This window comes from Halioxenophilus sp. WMMB6, assembly GCF_033283405.1.
In the GTDB taxonomy this organism is placed as follows: Bacteria; Pseudomonadota; Gammaproteobacteria; order Pseudomonadales; family Cellvibrionaceae; genus Halioxenophilus.
Window position 1 is genome coordinate 647,327 of the sequence record NZ_JAWMQR010000002.1, and the last position, 12,163, is coordinate 659,489.

Here is a 12,163-nt window from a genome sequence, read left to right on the forward strand (position 1 = left end):
TTACTCACCAGTGATTAAATTCGTACCGTTAAAGTGACATTCTCCGAAGAGGAGAGGTCACCAAAAGTCTCGCGCTCAATCCATTGAACTGTAATGGTAAATTTGTTCGACACGCCAACCGCTGCAGTAATCGAACCATTACCCGAAGGTAATTGCTGAGCCAGATTGCTCTTCCATTCAGCTACATCCAGCTTATATAAGTCTCCCGCCGCCACGTCACCGGTGGGTGCCGTGTAGTTGGTGGCCATGGTGATGGCATCGTAATGACCGGCATCGACACCGTGCGGATTGGCACGCAGCCGTTCGGCCATCTCGTAGGCCATGATATTGGCCTGATAACGGGCCTGGGAGTTGTTGCCACTTTTTAACGAGTTCAATTGCAAGCTCATTGCCCCCAACACCCCCACGGTTACCAACACCAAGGTCACCAAAATTTCAATCATGGTTACCCCGGCCTGGCTGTTTATTTCACGTGATCGCATCTGCACAACTCCGCCTACTCTATATCTGCTTAATTTGCTTACTCAAAATCCTTTTATGAAATATCCCTTAACGGGTAAACACCCAACCCTGCAGCTAGCTGCAGGTCATCGTCCGGTGATCGATAATGCCTGAAACCAGAATGGTGATTTGCCGGCCGGTTTCACCGCTGCGGTTATCGCACACCTCTATGGTTTCCGAACTCGCCAACAAGGTACTGCCATCGGAGGTAAAGGTGATCGAAATAATACCGCCACCACCGTCGGCGGTAATGGTATCGTGCACCGGGGGCATGATGAGCAGATCAGTACCCGCCACCGCTACACTGGCACCTTCGCCCCACTCATTGCCACCAGCACCATTGACCGTGGTCACCACCACGTTGGCACCACGGCGAACGGCTTCGGCCCGGGCAAAGCTCAAGGTATTGACCAGATCATTGGCACCGGCAGAGAGGCGACTGTTTTTGGTGAGAGCAACCATGTTGGGCACTCCGACGGTAAGCAGAATACTCATAATCGAGATCACGATGAGTAGCTCGATAAGCGTAAAACCGCGCTGTTCATTAATTCGCCAACTGCTCATTTTCCTAGTTACCTACCGCGCCGCTAACAAGTTATAAAAATAAATACTTAGAAGTTAAAGGCATATCAGCCAAAAACGGGTTCAAGCTTTGTTCATGACAGTTATTGTAGGCGAGTGAAAAAGTAAGGAAAGCGTCAACAGCCAGTGGTTGGATAATCGGTACAGAATAGAAACCGGTCGGTGACTGGGTTACCCACCAGGTGCAGTTCCCCCCAAATAAATGCGCACTGGATCACACTCTGCTCCTGCACTCACCTCATGCAATGATCGCTATCGGTTTTACAGCGTCCGAGCTATAAAAAATAAGCCGAAATAAAAAACAGAAAATCAATTGCTTTTTCATCGAAGCGCGACTGAAATCAAACGAAAAGTGAGCGCAAGCGTTTAATCCTGCAACTGATGCAGCGACAAAATTGGTCATATTCTGACAAACAGCCATTGGTCAAGAACCTTAACAACTGCCAAATCGCCTGGCATATCCCTGCAAAATACAGCGATTAATTGATGTCGTCATACTGAATTAAATTACGATTTCAGATTACCGTTGATATTAAAATTTACGCCACCTGTATCCGCTGCGCGGCGATTGCAACCTCAATCCCAACTTATCCCACCAGCAACCCAATGCACCAAGGTAGGCAACCTCGACCAACGTCCGATTGACGACTAAACCGATAAGCGCGTGCCACACCGCCCCTGTAAGCAGAGGTCAGACGGTAGAGTGGCTTAGCTGAGCTGGATAACCACTTAGGGGCCTTATCGGCCGAAGCTAGTATATGAGGAGCATTGCCTGAAATTGGCTGCGCACTGGCCAAACAGGCACAATCCGTACGCCCGCTGCGGGTAGCGACCATTTGTGATAGAGTGCACAACTCGGCCAACCACTTCCCCAGGATGGGATGCACAGGAAGATCGACGAGAGAGGAAGGGATAGTCCGCCAGCGGCTCGTTAAACCCTTCATGACCGATAGCCAATAACGATAATGTAACCGCTGCGAGGGCCGTATTTTGCGCACACTACTCCTATTCATTGGCTGCTGGCTATTAGCTGCCTGCTCCACCACCAATGAAATCGTCCTGGCCAACTACGCTACCGACCTGGAACAGAAGTACCCACCGGTCAGCCTCTTTCTGAAGCAACCCAGCGAAGAGCTCAATAAAGATTGTGCGGCCTACGATAAGTTACCGTTGATGCGCGAGTGCAAAGTAAACCCCATCCCGTTACAACAACTGGTGGATGAAGCGCAAGCCTCGGGGCTCTTTGAAGAGACCTACTACACCAACAGCAATGCCGACTACCAGCTCTCAATAACCACCACCTACTATCTGGGCGGCAAGGTCAGCGAACTGGGCAACGCTATCCTCTCCGGGCTGACCCTTATGACGCTGCCGATGAAGAAGCAGATTCTGATCAAAACCGACAGCCTGCTCACTTGGCGCGGGATACCAATTGCTCACCTGCAACAAGAAATTCCCTACACTTCACGCACCTCGCTCACCAGCAGCAGCGACGACCCCTACCGGAATCCAGCCAAGAGCGTCATCTCACACATCTTGAACGAGCTGCAAGGCCAGCAATCTTTTTCCGAAGAGGTATTGGTCAGCAAGTTGAACTCCACCAACTATCGGCAAGACCTGCACCTGCCCGACGAATTGGTTGATTTTATTTTTGATTCACAAACACAATTTCGTCACCCCTTTTGGGGAACGCAGCTGCGCTACGTACACAACCAGTTTGCCTTTGATTACGTCGATATTTTTATCTATCCCGTGCGGGACTGGCGCTGGGACAACACCACAGAGCAACTGGCGGCCGAGTCACAGCGCGTACGTAAAGATATTGAATTTTATGCCGACCGGGATCACTTTAATCAGCTGCAATTCAACAACGAACGCACGCTTAATCTAGGCAGTGGCAGTCAGGCAAGACCGGTAGCAGCCTTTGATGGCATTCTCACCAACAGCGCCGGCGAACGCCTGCTGACCCACACCTACCTCTTTATCAAGGAGGATAAATTCGTCAAGCTGCGGGCAACCTTCAACATCACCGACAACGACACCACCCCGGCATTGGATGGTGTGGTTGCACAACTGATTAATGAAGGCGTGGTACCCAAAGAGTCGCTGTTTATGTCAGAATTGCGCAACAAGTGGCGAGCAGATGCACGCTAAGCGATCGCGATACGAGCCAAAGTAGGGCCAGAAGGTAAACGATAAGCGCCGCCCCTCACTTCACCGCCGGCATAATCTCTTCCGCAAGCCATTGGCTGTAGTCGTAATAGGCCTCGATATTAACCAGTGCCGGAATTGGTACCGAACTCCAGGTAACCCCCTGCTCCTTTAGCCAACTTAATCGATCGATTATCGCCTGCTTGGTCATTCCCGGCCGGGCCTTGGGGTCACTCTGTGGTACGTGGCCTTCGCCCACGCGACTGGTGGCAAAGCCATAAAAAATGTCGGTGAGCTGGCCGTTGTAGTCGGGCTGCGACTTTATAAACTCGATCTTTTCCGCTATCTGTTCCGGCTTCGTCAAAAATGGCCACCAGCCACTGGCATAACGTGCGGTGCGCTTTAATACCGCCTCTGCATCACCACCAAACCAGATGGGGAGATGTGGCTTTTGCACGCACTTGGGTTCAAAGGCCAAATCTTTAAAGGAGACAAATTCACCATCAAATTGCGGGCTCGCCTGCGTCCACAAGGCGATAATCGCCTGAATATACTCCTCCGCCATACGGCCGCGCTTATGAAAATCCACACCCAGTGCGGCAAATTCATCCTCGAGCCAGCCAACCGCAAAGGTGACCGTAACTCGGCCACTGGCCAACCAATCCATGGTCGACAACGCCTTGGCGGTAATGATGGGGTGCTGCACCGGCAGAATAGAGATGCAACTGTTAACCCGCATGGTTTGCGTGGCCCCGGCAAAATAGGCCATGGCAGTAAAGGCTGAAAAATAGTGGGGGCCGGAGAGCTCCACATGTTTTTGTGGAATGGCGTGGTGTTCCGGCACCGCCACCATCTCAAAACCTAACTTCTCCGCCCATTGAATTAATTTGGTCTGCTCCGCCCCGGTAACCATCGCCTCCCAGGGCTGGCTGGTAGCCTTTAAGCGCATAAGATGCGGCATGGCAAAGCCCAGTTTCATACACCCACCTCAATTAAATTATTATTTTCAATCGGAAGTGCTCAGAAGTGTTTATACCAAGCCCGCCAGCGCAATCTGTGCTTTGCTGGCTTCTGCAATTTTTTTCAGTCGCGCAGCCGCCGGCTCGGTGAAGGGCTGCGGCACCTCCATTTCAATGGGCGTCCCTTTCGGCAGTGACTGCAAAAACTCAACCACAGGAAAAACGCCAGCACCCGGCGCCAGGCGATGACTACCCGCCTCCTCGCCGTAGTTGCTATTGGCACTGCCGTCGGCGCTGTCACAAATTTGTACGTAATGGATAAGCGCCTTTGGTACAGCGGCCAGGTCCTGGGGAGTGTTGCCCGCGCGAATCAGATGCAACAGATCCACACCCAGCCCCAAATTGGGTTGCGCCAAGGATTCAACCAGTGCCGTCACCTCCTGCAGGTTGTTCCACTTGGGACTCAATGCCAAAAACTCTAAATTAACACGCAAACCATATTCACTGGCCATTGCACACAGCTCGGTAATATTGTGGCGCACCCGCTCATCGTCGGTGTCGTAGATCAGGGCGGTTACCCCTTTGGCGTTGAGCGCAGCACCCAGCTCCAACGCCGGACGAAATTCGGCAACCACGGTTTTAGGGGTGAGCATTAGGCACTCAACATTGAGAATCGACAGGCCGGTCTCCTGCAGCTTGGCTTGCACGCCGGCTAAATTATTAACCGTCACCAGGGGCAGAGCTGTATTCCCCCCCGGCGGCACCACCAACACGGAGGCCGCCTGGCAGCCATTGGCAGCGGCCAGGCCGAGATAATCTTCCACACTCACATCCAGAGCCGTAAATTGGCCGATACTTAAAGTAGTCACAGTGTTCGCCTTTTATTTTTATATCGAAGAGAGAATTAAGTCGCTTTCACCGGTTACCAAGCCGGCCCACACCAGTAGTTTATGCAACAGCAATTTAACAAATCGCGCGCAAGTGCTCGGCCAATCAGAGCAAACTGCCACCATCCACCGACCACACCTGGCCGGTGACAAAGCTGGCCTTAGTAGAGGCCAAATAGGCCGCCAGGCTGGAGATCTCCGCCGGTGTGGCAAAGGGCCTGCCCACCAACGGCTTGCGCTGGCGCATACTTTTATCATAGTCACTCAGCTCAGCCGCCCCCTTGGCAAAAAAATTGTTGTCCGGGTGGAAGCGGCTGCCGCGACTGAAATCATCCGGCGACTGGCCTATGGTGGCATAGGGGGCAATGGCATTGACCCGCACGCCGTGCTGGCCAACCTCCTTCGCCAATACCTTGGTGAAACTGTGCACCGCCCCTTTCATGGCTGAGTAGATAGGCAGCATATAGTCGCCCACCAAGCCGGCGGTGGAACCGATATTAATAATCGCACCCGAGCCTCGAGCCACCATACCGGGTAGCACCGCCCGGGTCATGCGCAACACGGTGCCGAAATTGAGATCGATATCCTGTTGCCAAAGCTCCGGGTCAGAATCGACAAAAAACGATTGCTCGACATTACCCCCAACACCGTTCACCAAAATAGCGACTGGCCCCAGCTGTTCAGCTGCCATTAAAATTTTCGCCGGCGCCTCAACCTGTAGCAGATCGGCAGCAACGAAGATAGCAGTGCTGGCACCCGCCGTCTTAGCCTCCGCCACCAGCTTTTCACCGGCAACTTCATCACGGCCAACGGCAACCAGTTGTACCTCTTCCGCCGCCAACGCCAGCGCGATGCTGCGGCCGATGTTGGCGGTGGCACCGGTAACAATAGCGACCTGGCCGCTTAACATTAAATCCATAACAACTTCTCTTTAATTGTTAACGGCGATCGCAAACCGATCACAGTAGTCGGCAAAGCGTTCGCGCACCTTAGCGGCGGTTAAGCCGTACTCCGCCAAGCTGTACTCGTGCTTGCCAAATTTACCCTTGGGATTATTGGCCAGATAGGCCGTCATCGCCTGCTCTGCGGCTTCGGTCCAGGGCTCATTAAAATGGTCATAAACCTTTTTAATTTCACCGATAGGATCACGCATCACCGCACTGTAGTGCAGATCATAAATTGAATCCCAACCGTGCTTGGCCTTGAAGGCTAGGGTCCGCTCAACCATGGAGGCAAAGGTATCCATCATGGTTTCGCCAATGTAACGGAGATCAACCTTATCGCTCATCATGGCGCGTACGTGTTTAATCAGGCTGCAACAGGAGCCCACCACATCGACGGGATCGCGATGAGTCATCACCAGTTGGGCATCCGGATAAACCTGCGTTAAATCCTCTAAAAAAAGCGGGTGCCAGGGGTTTTTCAACGTCCAGCGTCCGGGCGCCTGGGCTTGCAACAGTTGCAGCAATTTTTTCTGGTACTGAAAAGCCGGGCGGTAATCCGCATTTAAAAACCATTGGCGGTAACTCGGCACCTCGGCAATGGCCTCGTAATACTGCGCGCAGAAAGACTGCGACATAGCAAACTGGCACTCGGTGGGACTATCGGCATCCTCGTAATGAATGGCGGCAATCTGTGGCGCGTATTTGAGGGAGAGCTGGGTCATTTGCTGGCTCTTCTCATAGCGCGGGCCACTACTTAACTCAGCCGTTGTTGGCGGCGGCACCGAGTCGAGGGACTCCCAACGCCGGAAGCAGCGCCGGGCGGGATCTTCATTCAACAGATTAATAACCAAGGTGGTACCGGTACGCGGCAGGCCAAAGACAAACAGTGGCTTTTCAATGGGTGTCTGTAACAGCTGCGGATGCTCGGCCAGATAGGCCTCCACGCGCAGGCGGTTACTCAGATTGGTAATTAATGTGCCCTGCACACTCTGCCAGCCGCGCTCAGTCAGTGGCGCCTCTCTATTGAGCGAACTGACATACTGATTTAGTCCTTCCAGTACGGCTGGTTCGAGCTTAGCGGGCAAGCCCGTTTGCTGTTCGGCCGCAGCAATAATTGAGTCTACAGAAATCATTTGTCTCTCTACCTAGAAACCACTGTCTTGAAGAAACCCCTGTCGATCAGGCTGCTGTTGAATTCAACCAATGAGGCGTTTATAGTTTTTATTTCCATATATGGAAATATGATTATTAATATTGGAAACATAATTGCGGCCACCCCAGTCCCTGTCAACCGCCTTGTTCCTTAAATCGACACTAAGGCTATAAATCATGTCCGACAGCAACCGCCGGGTAGTTGAGCTGCTCAATTTTTTGGCCGCTCACCCAACCCAGTCATTCAACCTGAGCGAGCTGGCCAGCCGCCTGGCGCTAAGCTACGGCTCAGCCCATCGGGTGCTGTCAACCTTGACCGAAGCCGGCTACCTCACCCGCCACCCGAAGCACAAAACCTATAGTCTCGGCTTGGCGCTGGCTGCCATCGGCCAGGCAACACTGGAACGGCACCCGGTGGTGGCCATCGCCCAGCGGGAGATGACACGTCTGGCGGAGGAGCTCGGCGTACAGTGCATTGCCAGCGCCGTCACCGGCCGACATATGCTGTTTATTGCCAAAGCGGGCTCCTCCACCACGGCGGAGGGGGTGATCAAAACGGGGGAACAGCGGCCGCTTATGCCGCCACTTGGCCTTGGCCACATCGCCTGGGCCAAGCAACCGGAAATTAATGCTTATTTGGATCGCGCCGGCCCCGAACTCAGCGCTCAACGACGCCAATTTCTTAACAACGCCATGGCCGTGGTGCGCGAACGCGGTTACGCAATGTCGGTATTGGAGGCGGGGATGCTGGCCTTGGCCGAAGCCATTCGCCAGCACCATGACGAGCAGCACCAGCCAGACTACTGGGCGCAGATGGCAAAGCAGGTGGCACCACTCAGCAACGATGAGATGCAACTACTCGCCCTGGAGGATTTGGCGGGAAGACGATTGAGCCACATCTCCGCGCCGATATTTAACAGCGATGGCGAAGTGCTATTTGAGCTCTCGCTCAGTGGCCTGCCGCCCGGGCTAACCCATGTCCAAGCCACCACAATCATCGAGCGGCTATTGGCCGTTACCGCCGTAATTACCAGTGAAAGCCACGGTCGCAAGCCCAGATAGAGCGCTTGAGAATGCCATAATAACAAGGGTTTTCCACGAACAGAGTTGCGGCTGACAAGCCATTTTAATTGGGTTACAGTCCCCGTCCACTCACCTTTCCACCACACCCAATGAGCAACCGTTATGAGAAAACTACTAATAAAAATAGCTGCTTTGTGCCTACCCATGGTCACCCTGGCGGAAACACCCCAGAGCAGCAAAGAGATTCTGTTAGACAACGATTCGGTGTTGGTTGTACGCGCGATCTACGCCCCAGGCGCAGAATCGGGTATGCACACTCACGACTACCACCATCGCGTGCTCTATACGGTGAAAGGTGGTCAACTGCAACTGATCGCCAACGACAAAACAACACCAACACAGGTGATCAACCTGAGCGATGGCCAGACCGTCTACCTGCCCGCCACTACCCACAATGTGGTCAACATTGGCGAGAGCGAAGTGGTTATCGTTGAGACGGAACTGAAAAAGTAGCTCTGGTAAAGAGTAAGCTTTGCCACCAAGACGCCAACGCATTTTTAAATAGAGACCAGGCGACGGTAATTAAAGCAGCGCAGCCAACTTAATAAAATCCGATTTTGGTAAAATCGCGCGCCTGGCTTATTAAATGGATGGCCCGGCTAAATTATTGCCCGTCGTCAAATTGTCCGCGCTATTAATTACGAGGGCCCAATTTATATTGAGAGCCCAGTAAGGGCCTAGCAGGTGGGCAAACCGAAGAAGAGGCACGGCGTGTTATAGGGCAGTTAGTAACACGCCAGTCATTAACCTAGGGCCTGTTAACACTAATTTAGCACCACTGCCGGAGGTCAGTTTTTTGTCCAGCTAGGCGCCAGACGTGCCATGTAGTGAGCCTACCTAAGCGGCTGGCAACAACGCTGGGCAAAAAACTGGCCCCTGCCCGAAGGGTTGAGCCTGAAATGAGCTAGCTCGTTGTTGCTCACCGCTGATTTGGGCCCACCAAACTACGCGGCTCGCGCCTAGATCGAGCTCATTTCAAGATCAACAGAGGTGCTAAATTAGTGTTAACAGGCCCTAGGCTCACCGGATAATCCTTTCTCCCAACCACCTTTTTACCCGCCAATTTATTACCCACCAACTCCTTTACCGAAATCCGGGGAGCCCTCTTTGGATAGCCGCTACCCATAGACTGTTATTTATGACAGGTAATTAGAGCGGTACGCTCTCCCACAGACCAACCAACTGGCGTGGCAATCGGCTTTTTAGCCAATAGCAGAGATGATCCAAATCAAACAAACGTCGATTTAAGCGACTGATGGCTAATTTTTTTGAATATAGACCTTAGTAGCAAGACCAAAGAGATAACGAACTTTTGCGGCAAAAAAAGATTTAAAAAAACTATCACGTAAAAACGTATCGTCAGCCCAAAATGTAAAGATAGAGTTAAGTTTTATTAACAAACAAGTTAAGTCGGTCTTAATTTAGCCAACTTTAAATAGCAAAGTATTTATTTACCACCTGCAGCTCGCAGAAAAACAAAAATATTTATAGCCAATTAGAATTTGCCCGCCCCCAGCTGAAATCCTAATCAGTTGATTTTAACTATCGAGCTCACTCAATAAACGCCTCAAGTCCGGCTAAACCCAGAATTGAGCCATTTGAATAACAGCGATGGCTGTCTAATATTGAATCTAGAACCCTAGTTCAAAATAACCACATCGGGCTTGTGGTAAACATTCGAATATTTCAGGACAAGTAGCACAAATGGCCTCGCAGCCAAACACCAATACCGTATCTCTTTGGGCTCACAACCTGTGGGGCAGTCTCGACATTGAAATCGTTTGATATTCAGCAGCAGCTTGCGTCTATTCTCGCTACCACCAACGATGCCATTATCATCACGGACGTCGATGGTTTGATCAGCAGCTGGAATAGCGGCGCTGAAACGATGTTTGGTTACCGACCAGAAGAGATGCTCGGGCAAACCAGCGCCAGGCTCCTACCCGGCGATTGCCTCGAGCAGGAGGCGCAATGGTCGGCCCAGATAGCTATTGGCGAAACACCGGCACCGGTACGCACCCTCCGCTTACACAAAGATGGCCACACAATTAATATCTCCGCCACCACCTGTGCCATTAAAGATCAACAGGGCAATCTGGGACTAGCAATTATTGCCCGGGACATCAGCCATGAGGTTGAGCTGGAGCTGCAGGCGAGACGTTTCCAGGCACTGATCATGGATTGTGACGATGCCATTATCAGTAAAACCACCAACGGACTGGTCACCAGCTGGAACCGCGGCGCTGAACAGATTTTTGGTTACAGCGCCATTGAGATGATCGGCCAGCCCATGCTCAAATTATTTCCGGCAGACCGCGCCGATGAAGAAGATTTCATATTGACAGAAATCAGCCAAGGTCGGCGAGTGGATCACTTCCACACCCAAAGGCTCAGTAAATACGGCCAGTTAATCGATGTTGCAGTAACCCTATCGCCCATTAAAGACGCCGATGGCAAAATCGTTGGCGTATCCAAAATTGCGCGGGACATCTCCCATCAGGTTCGCGCCAGCGAAGCCCTCAGACGGCGCAGCCAGTCAGACGGATTAACCGGCCTATTAACCCGTCGCTCCTTTGTGGAGCAACTGGCCAATGAGATTGATCAGTGCCAGATAACCAATGCTGGCTTCGCCCTGCTCTACATTGATCTGGACAAGTTTAAAAACATTAATGATAAGTTAGGCCATGATTTTGGTGACCTCGTTATTAAACATGTCGCCCAGCAGTTGATTAACACGCTCCGCAAAGAGGATCTGATTGGCCGCATTGGCGGTGATGAATTTTTAGTGCTGCTACCTTCGGTGACTAACCGCCACGATGCCTCGCATATCGCCGCCAAAATTATCAAGGTGCTGCACCAACCGTTTGAGGTGAACAACGTCAGCGTCATTATTTCGGCCAGTGCCGGGATATCACTCTTCCCTGCCCACGGTAAAAGTGCCAAAGATCTGATTGCTTATGCCGACTACGCCTTGTACGAGTCCAAGAGAACCGGCCGTAATACCTACCGGTTGTATGATACCTACATGCAAACCACCATCTCCCGCAACCAGCAGATTGCCAAGGATCTGCCACTTGCCATACAGGGCCAACAACTGCATCTGGTGTACCAGCCGATCGTAGCCCTGGCCAGTGGCAAAGTTGCCAAATCCGAGGCCCTTATTCGCTGGCGCCATCCGGAACTGGGGCTGGTCAGCCCGGCTGAATTTATTCCGGTGGCCGAGGAGAATGGTGTGATTTGCGACATCGGCGAGTGGGTATTTGAATCTGCCGTTGCCACCCTAACCGAGTGGACCAAACGCTTCGGCAAAGATTTTCAAATCAGCATCAATAAGTCGCCGGTACAATTTCGCGCCGAAGACCAGGCGCCACTGCGCTGGAGCAAATATCTGCAAAATCAAGGCTTGTCGTGTAAAAATCTGATCGTCGAAATTACCGAAAACAGTTTAATGGCCAACGCCGGCGTCACTGGTAAAAAATTACGCGACTTCGCCCACCTGGGCATCGAAATTGCCATAGACGATTTTGGCACCGGCTACTCATCGCTCGCCTACATCAACCGCTTTAATCTCGACTACATCAAAATTGATCGCACTTTTATTCGTCGTATAGAGACACACACCAACGACTTTGTTGTGTGCGAGGGGATCATTCTACTGGCACACAAACTCGGCCTGAAAGTGGTTGCCGAAGGGGTGGAGACAGAGCAACAGCATCGCATGCTGCAAGACATAGGCTGCGACTACGGTCAGGGTTACTGGTACTCAAAGCCCTTGGCACCAGCAGAGTTCGAAGCATTTTATTTTAGTGATAATACACGCAAACTTTACGCCGAGCCCTAACGATTCGGCGAGTGACCGTTAAATGAAATTGAGCAATGCAGAGACGCCGCTAGCTCTGTCAAG

10 protein-coding genes are annotated in these 12,163 nt (G+C 52.0%); 4 read left to right on the forward strand and 6 right to left on the reverse strand.

What is annotated here, in order from left to right; translation table 11 throughout:
• Positions 1 to 14: 14 nt before the first annotated feature.
• Both pilV and SBL51_RS08445 read right to left on the reverse strand, forming a co-directional pair.
• Positions 15 to 482, reverse strand: a complete 468-nt coding sequence (gene pilV, locus SBL51_RS08440; RefSeq protein WP_317930460.1) for a type IV pilus modification protein PilV — start codon at positions 480 to 482, stop codon at positions 15 to 17.
• A 94-nt stretch (positions 483 to 576) separates the two neighbouring features.
• The gene (locus tag SBL51_RS08445) at positions 577 to 1,065 is read right to left on the reverse strand and encodes a GspH/FimT family pseudopilin (protein WP_317930461.1); all 489 of its coding nucleotides are present in this window, start codon (positions 1,063 to 1,065) and stop codon (positions 577 to 579) included.
• Positions 1,066 to 2,073: 1,008 nt separating this feature from the next.
• On the opposite strand from SBL51_RS08445, the gene SBL51_RS08450 reads away from it, so the two are divergent.
• Positions 2,074 to 3,237, forward strand: a complete 1,164-nt coding sequence (locus SBL51_RS08450; RefSeq protein WP_317930462.1) for a hypothetical protein — start codon at positions 2,074 to 2,076, stop codon at positions 3,235 to 3,237.
• A 55-nt stretch (positions 3,238 to 3,292) separates the two neighbouring features.
• Here SBL51_RS08450 and SBL51_RS08455 read toward each other — a convergent pair whose 3' ends face one another.
• The 4 genes from SBL51_RS08455 to SBL51_RS08470 form a co-directional block, all read right to left on the reverse strand.
• Complete coding sequence (locus SBL51_RS08455; RefSeq protein ID WP_317930463.1) at positions 3,293 to 4,213, reverse strand: TIGR03619 family F420-dependent LLM class oxidoreductase; 921 nt, start codon at positions 4,211 to 4,213, stop codon at positions 3,293 to 3,295.
• 51 nt (positions 4,214 to 4,264) lie between these two features.
• Positions 4,265 to 5,062 carry a sugar phosphate isomerase/epimerase family protein gene (locus SBL51_RS08460; protein ID WP_317930464.1) on the reverse strand — a complete coding sequence of 266 codons (798 nt, stop codon included), beginning with the start codon at positions 5,060 to 5,062 and terminating at the stop codon, positions 4,265 to 4,267.
• A 124-nt stretch (positions 5,063 to 5,186) separates the two neighbouring features.
• Positions 5,187 to 5,999, reverse strand: a complete 813-nt coding sequence (locus SBL51_RS08465; protein ID WP_317930465.1) for an SDR family NAD(P)-dependent oxidoreductase — start codon at positions 5,997 to 5,999, stop codon at positions 5,187 to 5,189.
• Positions 6,000 to 6,011: 12 nt separating this feature from the next.
• Positions 6,012 to 7,157, reverse strand: coding sequence for a sulfotransferase (locus SBL51_RS08470; protein ID WP_317930466.1), 1,146 nt, complete (start codon positions 7,155 to 7,157; stop codon positions 6,012 to 6,014).
• Positions 7,158 to 7,353: 196 nt separating this feature from the next.
• Between SBL51_RS08470 and SBL51_RS08475 the strand changes: the two genes are divergently transcribed.
• From SBL51_RS08475 to SBL51_RS08485, 3 genes are all read left to right on the forward strand, one after another.
• The gene (locus tag SBL51_RS08475; RefSeq protein WP_317930467.1) at positions 7,354 to 8,238 is read left to right on the forward strand and encodes an IclR family transcriptional regulator; all 885 of its coding nucleotides are present in this window, start codon (positions 7,354 to 7,356) and stop codon (positions 8,236 to 8,238) included.
• 123 nt (positions 8,239 to 8,361) lie between these two features.
• Positions 8,362 to 8,712, forward strand: coding sequence for a cupin domain-containing protein (locus SBL51_RS08480; RefSeq protein ID WP_317930468.1), 351 nt, complete (start codon positions 8,362 to 8,364; stop codon positions 8,710 to 8,712).
• Positions 8,713 to 10,030: 1,318 nt separating this feature from the next.
• The gene (locus tag SBL51_RS08485) at positions 10,031 to 12,100 is read left to right on the forward strand and encodes a putative bifunctional diguanylate cyclase/phosphodiesterase (RefSeq protein ID WP_317930469.1); all 2,070 of its coding nucleotides are present in this window, start codon (positions 10,031 to 10,033) and stop codon (positions 12,098 to 12,100) included.
• Positions 12,101 to 12,163 lie beyond the last annotated feature (63 nt).